Source organism: Pseudomonas sp. AC463 (assembly GCF_979253585.1).
Genome location: NZ_CEEDDZ010000021.1, coordinates 1 through 15,392, shown reverse-complemented (window position 1 = coordinate 15,392; position 15,392 = coordinate 1). Strand labels below are relative to the sequence as shown.

Below are 15,392 nucleotides of genomic sequence, written 5' to 3'. Positions count from 1 at the left end.
TCTGCCGGTCATGGCCACGCAGTGTGGTGGTCAAATCCGATGGAAATGATAGGTCAGGTCGAGTGCAAATGGGGGGGCAAGTCTGTGCAATTACCCAACATTGATACAACCTGCAAGGAGACGGCTGATGCAAAGTTCTGATCGAAGCCAACAGGGCGGAGCAAGTTCATCTGTTCACGCTTCAGGGGGGGGCTCAGCGGTTCGCTGAGATGTCGAATTAGTAAGTCACACTGGTGGTGCCTGAGCCGTTGCACAAAAAATACCCTTCTCAGGCACGCGAAAAGCTGATGACCCTGGATGGGGTCATCGCGAAGACGAGAGCTTAGGGCGGGGTACTTGAGTCGGAATTGGAATGAGCCAAAGAAACGACTGTATTGAAGCTGTTCCTTGACTTCAGGTCTTCGAAAAATGAGGATTCTTGGCTTGTCACTGTCAGCTTGTGAGGGCTATTTCCAGCTGCGGCCTCTCAATATCCTGGACTTTCTCCTTGGCTGCCAGTATTCGGTCCTCCATCATCCGTGCCACCGCTTCGAAGACTGGAACCGCAACAGAGTTGCCGAACTGACGGTACGCCTGCGTGTCGGACACGGGAATGACAAATGTGCTTTCACCAGGTTTGTCGAAACCCATAAGCCGGGCGCATTCGTGAGGAGTCAGGCGACGTGGCCGATGGTTGAGTACGTCATGGAATTCCAACTTTTCTGAAAATCCACGATCAACCAGAATCTCGGAGCCATCCTTGTGGTAGCGAGCAGATAGCGTACGCGCTACGCTGTTTGGACCAGTCAATCCGAAACCGAAACCATTGCCTTTCTCCTTGTGTTTTTGGGCGTACCTGTACAGGTACTCCCAAAGTTTTGGCGTAAGGATGTACTTGCTGTCGACGTCCTTATCAAGAAGGTCCCCGAACGAGGGCTTTTGCGCGGGCTGGTATTTAACGATGTCCTTCAGTGTAAATCCTTGATGGACATTCAGATCCCGTCTGAAGCCGACCAAAACGATCCGCTCACGGTGTTGCGGCAAAAACTTCGCCGCATCAATCACTTTTGGGTCCGCGCCCTTGGGTGCGTTCACATCAGCCACCTCGTAACCGAGCTCATCCAACGTTTCGCAGATGATACGGAAGGTATTGCCCTTGTCGTGGCTTTTGAGATTTTTCACGTTCTCAAGCAAAAACGCAGCAGGGCGCTTGGCTGCGATGATTCGAGCGACGTCGAAAAACAGGGTGCCTTGGGTTTCGCACTCGAACCCGTGCTTGCGACCTAGAGAGTTCTTCTTCGATACGCCTGCTAGGGAGAATGGCTGGCAAGGAAAACCGGCAAGTAGTACATCATGATCCGGGATTTCGCGATCTATATTGCGGTATGCCTCATCTTCGCTGATTTCAGATTTGTCCGAGAGGGTCACGGACCTGATGTCTAGGTTAAAACGATGGCGAACCGGATCGCAGTAATGGTTAGCCTTGTAGGTTCGGACCGCATACTTGTTCCATTCGGAGGTAAAGAGGCATTCCCCCCCAATCGCTTCGAACCCCTTTCGGATCCCGCCGATCCCGGCAAAAAGATCGATGAAGGTAAATGTTCGCTTGCCTTCGGCTTTGCGAGGAAGGAGCGCGCTCAACCGCTTGTGATCAACATATGAAAGCTTTGGAGATGCCTTACCTTTGTACCAGCGGTTGATGGTTTCACGGCACCAATGACCGGGGCTGGCTTCATTTAGTATTTCTGCGAGGAAGCCCTGGTCATAAATCTCGAGGAGCTGGTGCAATAGCGCTAAATCACTGCCTGCGTGGTTTCCAGACCGGTCTGCAATGGCAGTGACGTCGGCATAGGTGGAAGGTTGCTCACTATCAAGAAAATTCATTGAATGCTCTTCTGGGTCAAATCTGTGACGAGATATCACTATTCTATCCCGTAGGGAACGAATGTGAAGCGTTTTTGGTCGAACCCTGATGGTCACAGTATAAAAAATTCCGTTGATTGCTGTATATAAATACAGTTGAAGGGTTTCAGCAAGGTCGACTTCGACGCTCACATCCTGAGCTTGACTGGAGTGAAGTTGCTGGGCACATAAGCGCCTGAAAGTCGACGATCTGGTAGACCGTCAGAGCGGGCCGTAGCCCAAAGGTGATTGCAGCAATTTTCCCTTTTGATTGGGAGCCGATATGGACATAGTTGACCCGGACACTCGTTCTAAGATGATGTCTGCTATTCGCGGCAAGAATACCGTGCCGGAGATGGTCGTCAGGCGATTCCTGCATGCTCGGGGTTATCGCTACCGGCTACATCGGAAGGATCTTCCGGGTAAACCCGATCTTGTGCTCACTCGTTTGAAGGTCTGCATCTTCGTCCATGGTTGTTTCTGGCATCGCCATCCAGGTTGCGCCTTGGCTACAAGTCCGAAGACGCGCCCCGAGTTCTGGAGCGAAAAGTTTCAAAAGAACGTGGAGAGAGATCTTGCCAACATCGAGGCACTTAAAACTGCTGGCTGGAATGTCCTGATCATCTGGGAGTGTCAGTTGAAAAAGGATCCTGGGACACTGCTTATGCTGGATCAGAAGCTGCGTCTTCTCGACGCCGTCCATTCACCGAAGCAAGGTCTCGGGAAGGCCGGATCGAGTGACATATGCTGATTTGGACGTTTTTTTGAAAGTCGGGAGGGCGACCCGAGGACATATTTCAAGAGTTCGCGCAGGGTTGCGTCTAGGTCGTTCTGGCGCGGGTATGCGGTGACCGCCGTCCCATCCAGAAACTCAGGCGCGTTTAACGCTTCGCTTCTTTGCAGCGTATACCGCCAGTTGCTCAAGCGCGTACTGGATTGCATAGGGTGCTGGTCGGTAGGTGGCCGACTCTTGGCTGCTCAAGTAGTAGCGCATAACCCGGTCAGTGATACCGAGTGCAGTCGCTGCTGCTTCTTGAGTGATTCCTGCCGTCTCCAGAAGGCCACGCAAGTAGGCCGGGGATGGGTCGTGCAATGAGGCGTCTGGCTTTCGAGGGTACATGTCTTCAGTTCCGTATCCCGGATACACACCAACATTCGTCACCGGTTCTTTTTCTCTACGAGCACGTCAACCGGTGCTTATTCATCCGCCTCCGTGTTGGTAGGGTAGGTGGGGGAAATTGCAAAGTAATACTCGTCATCGGCATGCGGATCGAACTTAGGGCGAGCGATGCGGCCTTGATCCAAGGCGTATTGAAGCACGTCGCGCACTTCCAGCCAGCCGTCTGGCTTGACCACGTGCAGTGCTTCAATGGCCTTGACGATTTCTCGCCAGCCAGTGTTTTCTGGCTTGATGGTGTCCAGCAACGTGGTCAGGATCAACTGCTGGCGCTCGGCTTGACTCATTTTGGTCACTGGCCTCACTTCCTCTTCGGTCGGTGTCACTACGTTGGTGACGGTATCGGTGCCGTAGTTGCGAATGAATTCGTAAGCTTCTTCGCGGCTCAGGTCACCCTTAATGATCTCAACGCGGTCACGCATTGGCTTGTCAAAGTGAACGATGGTGACGTCGTATCTACCGCCACCGACTTGGACAGAAAGCGGTACCCCTGTCCGCTCGCGGGTTTCCCGCACAATGCGACTCTCAGCAAGCTGTTGCAGTTCTGCCTCGGTCACGACGTCCCAATCAGGGCGCTCAAATAGATCCGGGTACACGCGGTGTTTGGTCGAGAAGTAGCGCTTGGACAGCTCGATGCAGCTCTCACGGTTGCAGTTAGGCGTTTTGATCACATAAAGGAACGGTGTCTCTAGATTCTTTTGGGCCCAGTTGTTGCACTTGCGAAGGCTGGAAAACTCGACGGTTTGAAACAGCTCGCCGTTATAGAAAACCTCGAAGCTCTGAAGTGCTTCAGTAGGCTTGGCTTGCTTTTTGATAGTCATGTCGTCCTGCTCCGTCACTGTTGGGTGCCGCTTCGTTTGGCATAGCGTCATATTGGGAACATTGTTCCTGTATGGCAAGGTTTTTTTCAAGCGCATAAGAGGCGCGCGCACGCGGGCCTTGTCTGGGTTATATATTGAGTACATTGGTCGTAGTCCCTTGCACTGGTCGTAATCGTGTTTAGATATTTCGGTTGGTTGTTGGCTGCTCACGTTTTGCTTTAATTGGTAAGGAATAAATCTTAGGAAGCATGGTTGAACATTTTTGGGTGCGGTTTTATTTCTCCAGAGTTGAGGTTGGTTGTAATTTGTCGGTGTACAGGGTGGTTTTGGTTGTAGGATGACGGTGGTGCGGCAGGGTAAGCTTTCGGTATTGGTAGTATGTTTATATATATTGCTATATTTACAGGTAGTGCTGGGTCTGTGACTCTTGTAATGCCTAGATCCACTGCGGAAATTGGTAGGGGATTTATTGATGAGAGAGTCTGGCTGCTTGGTTATTATCAAGTGGTTGTGTATGGCTTGATTTGCTTCGGTAAGAGAAATCAATTTGGTTGCTGTTGTAATTAATTACTGGGGCTAACTTCGATATGTATTTAACTTGCCGGAGTGTCGGTCATGACGCGTCATCCAGAAAACTCTAATCTTACGCTCTGTCGTGAAGATCATTACCGTGGGCTTCCTATTCAGGTGAATAAAGGTCCTTTCGTACGGAATTACCTAAGGCGTCTTGATGAGGTTGTTTGTCGAGCACTCGATGATTACTCGCGTGTTTTCGCCTTCAGATTTGACCTGCGCTTTCCCGCTGCTATAGAACTGCCTGACTATCTATATACGAACGAGGCGATAGAACGCTTCCTTGCGTCCTTTAAAGCGAAGATCAAGCACAATCGATTAAAGGCTGGCTTGTCAGGAAAGTATATCCATGATTCTAAGGTGCGGTATGTTTGGGCGAGAGAGATAGGGTGCTTGGGTAAGCCTCATTACCACGTTCTCATCCTGCTTAACCGCGATGCGTTCACTGCACTCGGTAAATTTGAGCTAGGCAGGGAGAACATCTTTAATCGCCTTGTAGAAGCCTGGGCTAGTGCTCTGCGGTTAACGCTCGATGAGTGTAATGGGTTGGTACATATACCAGATAACCCTACCTACCAATTGGACAGAGATGATGAGCGGGAGCTGCAAGAGCTTTTCTTCAGGGCGAGCTATCTCTGCAAGGCCGCTACTAAAGTATACGGGGATGGTCAGCATGGATTTGGATGCAGTTGGAGGTGAGTAACGAATTGCTGTTGATCAGTCGTTGGGTAAGGAGGTATGACAAATATAAATGCGAATGAAGTGAGAGCTTTCCAGGTCAATGGCCGCTTCGACGTTGACCAGGGTGAGTCTGTCGGTCGGAGTAAATAAACCAGCCTTTATAGGTTACAGGTAACCCCGTTCGGCAAACGACACGCATCCTTCAATGCCCACGACGACATGATCCAATATCCGGGTACCAACCATGTTTAGGGCATTCCTCAGGGTGGTGGTCAGCGTACGATCGGCTTGACTTGGTTCGGGGTTCCCAGAGGGGTAGTTGTGCACCAGGATCAGGGCGGCAGCATTGTGCTCCAAGGCGATTTTCATTACTTCCCTTGGATATATGCTGGAGCTGTCTAGAGTGCCCCTAAACAGCTCTCGGAAACAGATAACCCGGTGCTTAGTATCGAGCAACAGCAAGGCAAAGACTTCGTACTCATGGTACTGCAGCAGTGTTTGAAGGTGGCTGAATACGTGCCGAGGCTCAGTCAGTGCCTGGCCTTTAGACAGGCGACTCATCGCAAGCTGTTGCGCCATCTGCAGGATGTCAGCCTCAGTGACTGATGATCCCATGACATAGGTACCGATCGTTTCACCAGGTATGAGTTTATGATATTTCATGCGGATACTCCTGTACGAATGCGGAGGACGTATTGAGAAGCACGGTTACTGAACGGTGGGCTTGGCATTGTGTCGCCTGGCTTGCTATTCCAGTTTTTGGGCGGGTGAGGGTTGGTTCCAGTCAGGCGTAAGACAGGATGGGATTTGCAGCAGGGTTGTTACAGAGTTTGCGTGCTCATGATGTTTTCCAGTGCGACATAAAAACGCCCGGCTAGCAGAAGCTGATCAGGCGCTTTAATAGTTGAGTAGATGAGTAAGGCTAGCGGCGAGTTGCAGCGCTGCGTTCAGTGCGCGCTCTTTGAGGGCGCCGCCGGCCCCAAACCACGCGGAGTCCATACGGTATTCAGTACTGCGTGCACGGCGCTCGTGATCGACATACTCGGTCACGGCGTTGAGCAAACCCCACGCAGTTCCTTGGGCTGATTCAAACGTCGCTCCACGACCTTGGCCTTCATACAGGCTTTGCACCTTACGCAGTGCTCGCTCATTCGGCAGGGCTTCGGGCAACGGGCTGTTCGGGTTGACGTCGCAAAGCACATTCATAAAGAAGCCCATGACCTCATGCCACTGGACCTTGCGTTCCGCCAGTGCGCGCATGCGGTACACAAACTCATCCCACTGGGAGACGGCGATGCCCAGTTGTTTCTTCACGGCCTGCGGATCAAAGCGCGTGTTGTGCGGCACCTTGATTGCGCGGGTAGCGCCGTTCAGGGAGATGGTCAGTGTGTTGTTGCAAACTACACGCACGGTGGTCGGGGTTGCCGTCGTGGCCAGCGTGCCGTCACAGGAGGTGGCTAACAGAAGATAGCCATTCACCTGATCGTTCCCCTTCAGCATGGTTGTCTGTCCGGTCCTGGCCAGAGCCCAGAACTTGCGGCCACCTTTGAGTATCCCAGCTGTTTCCAACTCATAACCGGAGACCTCAGTCAGATCTCTGTAGAACTCCAGCACCTCACGAGGCTGCACGATCTGGTAGCGGTTGGAAACCACCGACAAGGGGGCCTTGGTGTCTGAGCGATACAGGACCTTCTGCTCTGGAAAGGAGTGGATCGTGCCAAGGTTGCCGATGATATCGGCCTTGAAGTGAACGGGGCTTTCCTGGATCTGCCAGTTCATGCCGGCTTCCTGCTGCCAGACTTCGAGCGGTTGGTTTTGTGTCAGGCGGTTCCCCAGACCATGCCAAGGGATAGCGCCAACGTAAGCCATTTGTTCGACGAGATGAGCCATAGGAGTGATTCCTTGAGGGGCTTGCCGGCATAAATGCTGCGCATCGCGCAGCATTGGCCGAAGAATGTTGAAAGAGGATTAGGCAGGTAGGTTGAAGCGATGATTGCAGACGAGGCAGAGGTTATTAGCGAACACGTGGCGATCGAGTTTTTCTCCGAGCTGAGCCCCGAGGGCGCAGCCACCTACACCCCCAGCGAGTCCGCTGAGAATGGCTCCTGAGACTGATCCGAAGGTGATACCGATTGGGCCGCCAATAGCGCCGACAGAGGCGCCGGCCTGGCCGCCAGCAAGCGCGGCGCTTACTCCGCGTGCGACACCGCCGACCGCGCAAACGGCGGCAGTGATCTTCAAGGCTGTTTTTAGGGATGCGATTTGGGGGGAGTGGCAGCGAGGGCACTGCAATGACATGGTTTGAGCTCCATCGGTGGATGTCATTGCAGTGATGTATGACTAAAAATTTTTTAATCGACAGCTCTGACAACTGCTATTCCCGCTACTAATAGCGGAAATAGCAGCTTACGCCGGTAATTTTGGTGAGTTTGGCTCGAAAAAAAATACTTGTTTCTATTTTGTGAAGTCGAGCGCTTGTATTATTTTTCGGTGGTAAGCAGGTGGCGCGCCATTGCTGCTCAAAGGCCCTAGCATCGCAATCTTTCGATGAATGAGCTGGAGGGTGGAGAGATGAGCATCACTGACAATAAAGCCAGTAACGTATTTGGCTTGGAGGAAGGTGGGAAACCAGCTATCAGAGTGCTGCGTTTGAAACTGGTTTTAGAGCGGGTGGGGGTCAGTCGCTCAACTGTCTACGATTGGTTGAATCTGAATTCACCGAGGCATGATCCCTCTTTCCCACATCCAATCAAGCTCTCGAGTGGGAGCGGCAGATGTGGGGCTGTCGGCTGGATCGAGTCTGACCTCTGCGGCTGGATTGACTCTAGGATTGCCGCTGGCTGGGGAGGGCGCATGCGCACCGAAATTAAGAGTAGCGTTTGTCAAAGTGGCGCCAGTGCAGCATTAGTGGTTGTCGGGGGGGATTGCTAATGACGTCCTACTATGGCCTCAAAAGAGGCTTGCCAGCGTGCGGTAGTCCTTTTCCAAGATGCACACCTTTGCCACTCCTTGGCGCAGCAATTGATGAGACTCAAAATAATATTCAGGCTCCATTGCCTCTGATTTTGTTCAGTGCATTGACGGCTATTTCCGTATCAATACAAGGGCTCTTTGATGTTCGAAAGCCAAATGGTCAATACGTTCCAGTTTCGTTAATGCTTTTGACTATTGCAAACTCCGGCGAGCGAAAATCAACGGCTGAAAACATATTTCTAGCTCCGGTTAGAGAGGTGCAAGAAGAATATGGGGTGGCGTATCAGTCGAAGATTAATGAATGGGGAACTAAATGCAAAATATGGGAGGCAAAAAACAAAGCTATTCTTAGGTCGATAGGAAAACTTATGCTTAGCGGGAAGTGCGCGCAAGAAAGTGAGCTGCTTTTGTATGAACATGGTGACAGCAGACCAGATAAGCCTAAGCAGTTTAAGATTTTGTATGATGACTCTACGCCTGAAGCATTGTTTCTGGGGCTTCATCAAAATTTACCGACGGCCGGGTTGATTTCCAGTGAAGGTGGTGGGGTTTTAAATGGGCGCGCGCTGAATGATCTGCCAAAGCAAAATTCTATATGGAGTGGCGATTCAATTACTGTTGATCGTAGAACTACAGAAAGCTACGAGCTTAATGGGGCGCGCTTAACGGTGTCCATAATGGCGCAGGAAAGTGCGTTTAGAGATTATATAAAACGTCTAGGTGAAAAGTCTCGAGGGTCGGGGCTTTGGGCTCGTTATTTAGTCTGCTACCCAATGTCAACCCAAGGCTCCAGGCTTATTAGGAATGGAACAACGTCCTGGGAGCATTGCAGTGCCTTTTCCGATCGCCTAAAAGTAATCGTCAGGCAGAATGCGGCTTTGTTAGACAGTACTGTTAACCATCAGCGTCAGACTGTCCAGTTTTCTCCTGAGGCGAGTGAGCGTTGGTTAGATATTTTTAACGCTATCGAATCAGCGATTAATAAGGGTGGGAGGTTCGAAGGATTTGGTGATCACGCCTCAAAACTGGCCGACAATATTTCCAGGGTGGCTGCGCTGTTCCATTTGTTTGAGGGTTTTGATGGGGATGTATCATTGCAAACGCTGGAGTTTGCAGTTGAGCTTTGCCTTTGGTGTTCGGATGAATTTAAGCGTATCTTTGCGATACCAAAACAGGAAGAAATTGATGCCGTTCAATTAAATATCTGGTTTGATCGCTATCGAAGTAAGGGCTTGGGTTATGTTTATAAAAATGATGTTCTGCAGCGTGGTCCGAACAAGCTAAGAGAAAAGGAGCGGTTAGATAGAGCGTTATCCGTACTGCGCGATCAGGGTAAAATTGATTTTTCTAGAAGTGGTAGAGCTCGGCATATTGAATTAAGCGGCCCTCGCGCTCGTACTTGGTAGTTTTTGAGGTTGTCACGTTATCTTCGGCGTTTCTAAGTTTTAGTGTTCTGCATCAATTGTGTGGTAGCATTTGGGGTGAAATTTACCAAGACTTAGCTATTGGGGTGTTACGTGAGTTTGCTTTCCCTGCCATTGCTTCCGAAAGAAATTTCCACTCTAGATGTAGGGCGTATTTCGATAAAGGTGGGCAGGGCCTTGCAGGGGATATTTAAAGAGTTCTGGCCGGATGAATTTTACTCTGGATTCAGGAAGCGTGTTGAGAAATATATTGGTGCTCAGGACATAAGTCTAGATGAAATAGCCTCGTGCTACTGGAGTGTCGACAAAGCTGTTGATCGTGCAGATGATCTTATGATTAGTTTTTTCTTTGCTAGCATATATTATCTCGCTGCAATGGAATCGTTAAGATTGGAAGATGAAAATAAAGGCTTGACCCTGCTTACTTATGCGTCTTATCAGCTAGGTTTTTTTGATGGGTATCAGGACTTTACTAGGCAGGCTGAAATTTTCATAAAAGGGCCATCTAGCGGTGGCCAAAAAACCAGGCGTATCAGGGAAATTGTATCCGAGCATTTGGTTGGTCTTCTGCTCAATGACGCTCCTAGCGAGGGTTGGAAGACTCAGGTCGATACAATTGAGAAGCTTTACGAAAAGCTTGATGGCTTCATTATTTCAAAGAGGTTTGGGAAGGTTGTTGGGAGTGGAGAAAACTTCATCAGGTCTGCACTAAAAGCTAAAGGTGGGCCTAAAGAGGCCTACCTTTCAAAGCTGGCAAAAAGCAAGTGATTATCACTAACTCTTTTAATTATGCATTTTTTATAGGCATGACAACAGCCTTCTAATTAGGAGGTCGAATGATCGTCGGACTAGCAAACCTAGCCCAATCAACCATCAGAGATCGGCGTTTTTCTAAGAAATCGGAGCGAGAGTAGGCTCCCTCAGTCTGGTCACGCTCATCATGCGCCAGTGCCATCTCGCAGACCTCTCGTGGGTAGTGAGTGCATTCACCGGCCCAGTCTCGAAACGAGGATCGAAAGCCGTGTCGTGTGACGTGTTCGTACCCCATGCCATGCAGGAGCGTTCGTATGGCATTTGCGTGCATTACTCCGCTCTTGCCCTGGCCTGGGAATAGATAAGGACTTCCCTCATTTCGTGGAATGCTCTGCACCAGCGTTATGACTTTATTGGCAAGTGGGATTACGAAAGCTACTCGCATCTTCATGCGCTCATCTGGCAGCGACCAAATAGCAGCTTCCAAATCAAACTCATCCCACCGTGCAAACCTCACCATATGGGCTCGTGCACTGGTCAGGATAAGTAATTGAGCCGCCAGTGACGCTGGTGTGCTGTTTGCTCTGAGTTTGTTCATCAGAACTGGCACGTCCTGCCACCGCAGCGCTTCAAAGTGCTCGCGTTTTCGTGCCTTCTTCTTTTCCGCGCGACTCAACAGATTGTCTAGGTGGCCACGCCAGCGAGCAGGGTTTTCACCCTCTCGTAAATTCCGTGCCTTGGCGGCGTCCAGAACCTGCTCAATTTGCCCACGTACCTCGTCGGCGGTTCTGGTCTTGGTGGCCCAGATGGGTTGCAGCACCTTGAGTACTTGGGGCGTTCCAACTTCCTCGGCAGACAGTTTGCCAATATGGGCAAACGCATACAGCTCCAGCTTCCGTAGCCAGCCTTTACGCCACTTCTCTGACCAGGTGCCTCCGTGGGCCTCGCAGTACTCTTTCGCGAGCGTCTCGAACTTCAGCTGTTTTGCCTCGCTTGCTCGTTGGGCTTCGCGTTGAGCTGCGCGCTCGATGTCGCGAGCGGCTAGAGGATCTACACCATCGCTTAATTGACTGCGCTTAGCGCTGGCTTCAAGCCTGGCTTTCTTGAGACTCACTTCAGGGAATGAGCCCAAGCCCATCTCTCTGCGACGGCCTGCCAGTTGAAAGCGTAGTAGCCAGGACTTGCGCCCGGTAGGTTTGACGACCAAGCGAAGCCCTTCACCATCTTCATAGGTTCCAGGTTCGATCAGGTTTTCGACTTGTTTCGGATTCAGTTTACCCATTGGATTTCCCCTGTCGTCCCTTTTGTCCCCCCACTTGTCCCCCCACCTCATCGTCGGATGAGGTCAGATGGCGTTGAACACCATCGGACAGAGATGCGTCTGAAACGCCCGTGATAGATAGGCTATCGGCAGGGTTGTCGGATGGGAGAGGATTATTTTGGACAATTAAAAAGCCGGCTTGTGGCCGGCTTCTCGGGGACTGGTTCAGCTTATTTTTGGTAAACCTCACCAGCCTTCAAATCGCTCAGCCAACGTACCGTCTGGCTGAATAGTAGGGGCATCAGCGGGAACTCCTCCGCATCGCCGAGCAGGGTGGATAGCGCAAAGCTACCCCTGCCAAATGTGCGGCGCATGATACCCACATTCATTTCAAATGCCCACCTCCGGATCCGATTTAGAGCCTTCCCAGCCCAGCAGGTGTTCGTCCAGCGGGACCGGCCGGCGGTTGTTCAGGGTGGACCACCAGAATACCCAGCCCACGATTTCGAAGTTTTGTTCGAACCGCTGTTCGTGCGTGAGGTATTCGTCCGGGTGTTCGCCTGCGTTGTGGCTGCGCATGCGCAAGCCGCCGCCCGGGCGGTTGTAGAGGTACTTGATGCGCAGCATGCCGTCGTGTTCGACGGCGTAGATCTCGCCGTCGGTGATTTGGGTGCGGCCTTGGTCAACGGCGAGGGTGGCGCCTTGCTGGATGATGTCGGTCATGCTGTTGTCGACCATGTAGGCGCCCAGTGCGCGGTCGGGGTTTACGTTGAGAATTTCGAGGGCGTGCACGGAGACGCGGATGCGTTCGCTGGAGGTGAATGAAGCGTGGAGAGGGATCTCCACGTCGAGTTTTTCCGGGGTGCAGGCGGGGCCTGTGAGGTATTTGCCGGTTGCTTCGCGTAGCGTTGGAAGTCCTTTTCGTGTTTCCGGGCCTTCCAGCAGGAAGTTGGCCGGTGGGTGTTTTGGGCCTTCGCCGGTGCGCAGCCAACGGCTGGAGATGCACAGCAGTTCTGCGATCTCGTTGAGTCGGCCCATGGGTACACCGCGCTTGAACCAGTTGTTCACGTGTTGAGGCGTGACACCACGGTTCTTGGCGAAGTCGGAGGCGGAAAGATGAACTTCCCGTAAGAGTGCTTTTAAGCGATCACCTGATGTATTCATAAACGAGGAGTTTACTGGCCGGAAAAACAGATCAAATAAACCATGCGTTGAGTTGGGTGTGTAGGTATTTGCTTAGTTGTAGCCCGATACTTCGTATTTTAAAACCAAATAAACAGAGTTTATAAATTGATGAACTTGTCGTTTAATTTTTCCCACAAAAAAAGCCCCGAATGATCGGGGCTTTTTTTATTGCCGGGGCAATGAGTAGCGGTTATCAGCCCTTGTAGGCGGCAACCGACTTCATGATCTCGGCGCGGGCGGCGTCTGCGTTGCCCCAACCGTCGATCTTCACCCACTTGCCTTTTTCGAGGTCTTTGTAGTTCTCGAAGAAGTGCTTGATCTGTTCCAGCAGCAGTGGCGGCAGGTCGGTGTATTCCTTCACGTCCACGTACAGTTGGGACAGTTTGTCGTGGGGTACCGCGATAACTTTGGCATCGCCGCCGCCGTCGTCGGTCATGTTCAGGATGCCGACTGGGCGCGCGCGGATTACCGAGCCTGGAGTCACCGGGTAAGGGGTAACAACCAGCACGTCGAGGGGGTCACCGTCGTCAGCCAGGGTATTAGGGATAAAACCGTAGTTGGCCGGGTAGAACATCGGGGTGGCCATGAAACGGTCAACGAACAGGCAGTCGCTGTCTTTGTCGATTTCGTATTTGATCGGCGCGTGGTTGGCCGGAATCTCGATGGCGACGTAGATGTCGTTCGGCAGGTCTTTGCCAGCCGGAATCTTGCTGTAGCTCATTGGGCGTTGCCCCCGTTAATTGGCCAAGAAACTTGGCCGGATTGGCCTAAAAGTGGCGGCGATTATAGGCATATTCCGCCGCCGATGCCATGCGCCAGACGTCGTACGGTCATTCGCCTTGTGGCTGATAACGCGGGTCGTGCGCTTGCAGTTGATGCAAGCGGGCCAGGGGATCCTGGCGGTAGAAGCGACTGAGTTGGGCGTACACCTGTGGATAACTGCTGACCAGTAAATCCGGGGCGCTGAAAAAATATTCGCTGGTGACGGCAAAAAACTCTGCCGGGTTTTCCGCCGCATAGGGGTCGATTTCGGTGTCGAGTTCCGGGTTGGCGTCCAACTGGCGATTCAGGTCGTCGTAGGCGGCTTGCATCACGCTGGCCCACTCTTGCACGCGCATGTCGTTGTGCAAGGGGGGCAGGCCATTGGCGTCGCCGTTGAGCATGTCGAGTTTGTGCGCCAGTTCGTGGATGACCAGGTTGTAGCCCTCCCATTGCCCGCTGCCCAGCACGCCGGGCCAGGCGAGGATCACCGGGCCCTGTTGCCAGGCTTCGCCGCTGTGTTCGCCGTCCCATTCGTGTTCGATGCCGCTGCTGTCGCGATGCCGCTGGGGGCTGACGAAGTCGTCGGGGTACAGCACGATTTCGTGGAAACCCTGGTACCAGTCGAGGTCGCCGAGGTTCATCAACGGCAGCTGCGCCTGGGCGGCGAGCAACAGGCGTTGTTCCTGATGCAGTTCGACGCCGGAAAGGGCGGTGAGGTGTTTTTCGGCGAGGAATACCACGCAGGCTTCGCGCAGCCACTGGTCTTGCTCGGCGCTGATGCCGTCGAGGAAGGTCAGGTGGTGGCGCACCCGTTGCCAGGTGTCGTCGGCAATCGGGTGCCTGGCCAGCAGGCGCCGGCGACGCCAGGCGCTGAGGGACCACATCCTGAGGTTACTGCGACTTGGCTTCGGAGGCGCTGCGGCCAAAGCGGCTGCGGAACACACCAATGATCATCGGCACCAGCGACAGCAGGATGATGAACACCACCAGCAGCGACAGGTTTTTCTTGATAAAGGGCACATTGCCGAAGAAGTAGCCCAGGGTTACCAGGCCGCCGACCCACAAGATGGTGCCCAGCACGCTGAACCCGAAGAACCGCGGGTAGGGCATCTTCGCGATACCGGCGACGAACGGTGCGAAGGTGCGCAGGATCGGCAGGAAGCGCGCCAGGGTCACGGTTTTGCCGCCGTGCTTGTCGTAGAAATCGTGGGTTTTTTGCAGGTAGTCGCGGCGGAAGATTTTCGAGTTGGGGTTGTTGAACAAGCGTTCGCCCACCGTTCGCCCGATCACGTAATTGGTGCTGTCGCCGAGTATTGCCGCGAGCATCAACAGGCCGCCCAGCAACACCGGGTCCATGCCGCCGCCTGCCGCTACCGCGCCGGCAATGAACAGCAACGAATCACCCGGCAGGAAAGGCATGACCACCAGGCCGGTTTCGCAAAAGATGACCAGAAACAGAATGGCGTAGATCCACGGACCGTAATTGGTTACCAGCATGTCGAGGTAAACGTCGAGATGCAGGATAAGGTCGAGCGGGTTGAAATCCATGGATGGCACCTGTGTGAATGGCCCGACTCAGCAGGCCTGTGCGGAAGCTCGGGTAATAAGGCTACAAGTGTATGCCGCTTTTCTTACAACCCTGAAAGGTCCGCATTATACGGATTGAGAGGTGAAAAGCCTGTGGGTTTTGTAGCGAAGGATGTCGCAAAGCCAAATGTGGGAGGGCTTGCCCCTGATAGCGGCGTGTCAGTTAGAAATTGTCTGACTGACACACCGCCATCGGGGTGTAGAACCGTAGACATCGTTTACATCTGAAACCGGGGGCATCGTTTACACATTTGAGGCCTGGACGCGGGTCATACCTCGTCCAAGCCTTCCCAGGGGATAATCACACAGGTACA

General features: G+C 52.6%; 16 protein-coding genes. 5 read left to right on the top strand and 11 right to left on the bottom strand.

Annotation, left to right across the window (positions count from 1 at the left end):
- Nucleotides 1-432: 432 nt before the first annotated feature.
- Nucleotides 433-1,863, bottom strand: coding sequence for a DNA (cytosine-5-)-methyltransferase (dcm, locus tag AC0IYH_RS23340; RefSeq protein WP_471836451.1), 1,431 nt, complete (start codon nt 1,861-1,863; stop codon nt 433-435).
- Between the two features lie 301 nt (nt 1,864-2,164).
- Between dcm and AC0IYH_RS23335 the strand changes: the two genes are divergently transcribed.
- Complete coding sequence (locus AC0IYH_RS23335) at nt 2,165-2,632, top strand: very short patch repair endonuclease (RefSeq protein ID WP_471836450.1); 468 nt, start codon at nt 2,165-2,167, stop codon at nt 2,630-2,632.
- Between the two features lie 446 nt (nt 2,633-3,078).
- On the opposite strand, the gene AC0IYH_RS23330 is transcribed toward AC0IYH_RS23335, so the two are convergent.
- Nucleotides 3,079-3,879 carry a hypothetical protein gene (locus tag AC0IYH_RS23330; RefSeq protein WP_471836448.1) on the bottom strand — a complete coding sequence of 267 codons (801 nt, stop codon included), beginning with the start codon at nt 3,877-3,879 and terminating at the stop codon, nt 3,079-3,081.
- 615 nt (nt 3,880-4,494) lie between these two features.
- On the opposite strand from AC0IYH_RS23330, the gene AC0IYH_RS23325 reads away from it, so the two are divergent.
- Nucleotides 4,495-5,151 carry an inovirus Gp2 family protein gene (locus tag AC0IYH_RS23325; RefSeq protein WP_471836446.1) on the top strand — a complete coding sequence of 219 codons (657 nt, stop codon included), beginning with the start codon at nt 4,495-4,497 and terminating at the stop codon, nt 5,149-5,151.
- A gap of 147 nt (nt 5,152-5,298) precedes the next feature.
- Here AC0IYH_RS23325 and radC read toward each other — a convergent pair whose 3' ends face one another.
- From radC to AC0IYH_RS23310, 3 genes are all read right to left on the bottom strand, one after another.
- The gene (gene radC, locus AC0IYH_RS23320; protein ID WP_471836445.1) at nt 5,299-5,796 is read right to left on the bottom strand and encodes a RadC family protein; all 498 of its coding nucleotides are present in this window, start codon (nt 5,794-5,796) and stop codon (nt 5,299-5,301) included.
- Between the two features lie 234 nt (nt 5,797-6,030).
- Entirely contained in the window at nt 6,031-7,023 is a 993-nt protein-coding gene (locus tag AC0IYH_RS23315) for a DUF932 domain-containing protein (RefSeq protein ID WP_471836444.1), read from the bottom strand.
- Between the two features lie 78 nt (nt 7,024-7,101).
- Nucleotides 7,102-7,431 carry a hypothetical protein gene (locus tag AC0IYH_RS23310; protein ID WP_471836442.1) on the bottom strand — a complete coding sequence of 110 codons (330 nt, stop codon included), beginning with the start codon at nt 7,429-7,431 and terminating at the stop codon, nt 7,102-7,104.
- 249 nt (nt 7,432-7,680) lie between these two features.
- Here AC0IYH_RS23310 and AC0IYH_RS23305 point away from each other — a divergent pair, with 249 nt between their 5' ends.
- The 3 genes from AC0IYH_RS23305 (at nt 7,681) to AC0IYH_RS23295 (ending at nt 10,298) form a co-directional block, all read left to right on the top strand.
- Nucleotides 7,681-8,064 carry a helix-turn-helix transcriptional regulator gene (locus AC0IYH_RS23305; RefSeq protein WP_471836441.1) on the top strand — a complete coding sequence of 128 codons (384 nt, stop codon included), beginning with the start codon at nt 7,681-7,683 and terminating at the stop codon, nt 8,062-8,064.
- Nucleotides 8,064-9,512: a YfjI family protein gene (locus AC0IYH_RS23300; RefSeq protein WP_471836439.1), complete on the top strand. Its 1,449-nt coding sequence runs from the start codon at nt 8,064-8,066 to the stop codon at nt 9,510-9,512. Before AC0IYH_RS23305 ends, AC0IYH_RS23300 begins: the two co-directional genes overlap by 1 nt.
- 111 nt (nt 9,513-9,623) lie before the next feature.
- Complete coding sequence (locus tag AC0IYH_RS23295; protein ID WP_471836437.1) at nt 9,624-10,298, top strand: hypothetical protein; 675 nt, start codon at nt 9,624-9,626, stop codon at nt 10,296-10,298.
- A 52-nt stretch (nt 10,299-10,350) separates the two neighbouring features.
- On the opposite strand, the gene AC0IYH_RS23290 is transcribed toward AC0IYH_RS23295, so the two are convergent.
- The 6 genes from AC0IYH_RS23290 to AC0IYH_RS23265 all read right to left on the bottom strand — a co-directional run bounded on the left by AC0IYH_RS23290 (nt 10,351) and on the right by AC0IYH_RS23265 (nt 15,039).
- Nucleotides 10,351-11,565: a tyrosine-type recombinase/integrase gene (locus AC0IYH_RS23290; RefSeq protein ID WP_083334450.1), complete on the bottom strand. Its 1,215-nt coding sequence runs from the start codon at nt 11,563-11,565 to the stop codon at nt 10,351-10,353.
- 209 nt (nt 11,566-11,774) lie between these two features.
- Nucleotides 11,775-11,933, bottom strand: a complete 159-nt coding sequence (locus AC0IYH_RS23285) for a hypothetical protein (protein WP_163821422.1) — start codon at nt 11,931-11,933, stop codon at nt 11,775-11,777.
- Nucleotide 11,934: 1 nt separating this feature from the next.
- A complete protein-coding gene (locus tag AC0IYH_RS23280; protein ID WP_471836435.1) occupies nt 11,935-12,708 on the bottom strand; it encodes a LexA family transcriptional regulator in 774 nt (257 codons plus the stop codon).
- Between the two features lie 214 nt (nt 12,709-12,922).
- The gene (gene ppa, locus AC0IYH_RS23275) at nt 12,923-13,450 is read right to left on the bottom strand and encodes an inorganic diphosphatase (protein ID WP_003176323.1); all 528 of its coding nucleotides are present in this window, start codon (nt 13,448-13,450) and stop codon (nt 12,923-12,925) included.
- A gap of 109 nt (nt 13,451-13,559) precedes the next feature.
- Entirely contained in the window at nt 13,560-14,375 is an 816-nt protein-coding gene (locus tag AC0IYH_RS23270; RefSeq protein ID WP_471836432.1) for a M90 family metallopeptidase, read from the bottom strand.
- A 7-nt stretch (nt 14,376-14,382) separates the two neighbouring features.
- Complete coding sequence (locus AC0IYH_RS23265; protein WP_116629416.1) at nt 14,383-15,039, bottom strand: DedA family protein; 657 nt, start codon at nt 15,037-15,039, stop codon at nt 14,383-14,385.
- Nucleotides 15,040-15,392: the final 353 nt, after the last annotated feature.

Coding starts and splice junctions, on each gene's coding strand:
- dcm (WP_471836451.1), bottom strand. CDS start 1,863: ATGAATTTTCTTGATAGTGAGCAACCTTCCACCTATGCCGACGTCACT.
- AC0IYH_RS23335 (WP_471836450.1), top strand. CDS start 2,165: ATGGACATAGTTGACCCGGACACTCGTTCTAAGATGATGTCTGCTATT.
- AC0IYH_RS23330 (WP_471836448.1), bottom strand. CDS start 3,879: ATGACTATCAAAAAGCAAGCCAAGCCTACTGAAGCACTTCAGAGCTTC.
- AC0IYH_RS23325 (WP_471836446.1), top strand. CDS start 4,495: ATGACGCGTCATCCAGAAAACTCTAATCTTACGCTCTGTCGTGAAGAT.
- radC (WP_471836445.1), bottom strand. CDS start 5,796: ATGAAATATCATAAACTCATACCTGGTGAAACGATCGGTACCTATGTC.
- AC0IYH_RS23315 (WP_471836444.1), bottom strand. CDS start 7,023: ATGGCTCATCTCGTCGAACAAATGGCTTACGTTGGCGCTATCCCTTGG.
- AC0IYH_RS23310 (WP_471836442.1), bottom strand. CDS start 7,431: ATGTCATTGCAGTGCCCTCGCTGCCACTCCCCCCAAATCGCATCCCTA.
- AC0IYH_RS23305 (WP_471836441.1), top strand. CDS start 7,681: ATGAATGAGCTGGAGGGTGGAGAGATGAGCATCACTGACAATAAAGCC.
- AC0IYH_RS23300 (WP_471836439.1), top strand. CDS start 8,064: ATGACGTCCTACTATGGCCTCAAAAGAGGCTTGCCAGCGTGCGGTAGT.
- AC0IYH_RS23290 (WP_083334450.1), bottom strand. CDS start 11,565: ATGGGTAAACTGAATCCGAAACAAGTCGAAAACCTGATCGAACCTGGA.
- AC0IYH_RS23285 (WP_163821422.1), bottom strand. CDS start 11,933: ATGAATGTGGGTATCATGCGCCGCACATTTGGCAGGGGTAGCTTTGCG.
- AC0IYH_RS23280 (WP_471836435.1), bottom strand. CDS start 12,708: ATGAATACATCAGGTGATCGCTTAAAAGCACTCTTACGGGAAGTTCAT.
- ppa (WP_003176323.1), bottom strand. CDS start 13,450: ATGAGCTACAGCAAGATTCCGGCTGGCAAAGACCTGCCGAACGACATC.
- AC0IYH_RS23270 (WP_471836432.1), bottom strand. CDS start 14,375: ATGTGGTCCCTCAGCGCCTGGCGTCGCCGGCGCCTGCTGGCCAGGCAC.
- AC0IYH_RS23265 (WP_116629416.1), bottom strand. CDS start 15,039: ATGGATTTCAACCCGCTCGACCTTATCCTGCATCTCGACGTTTACCTC.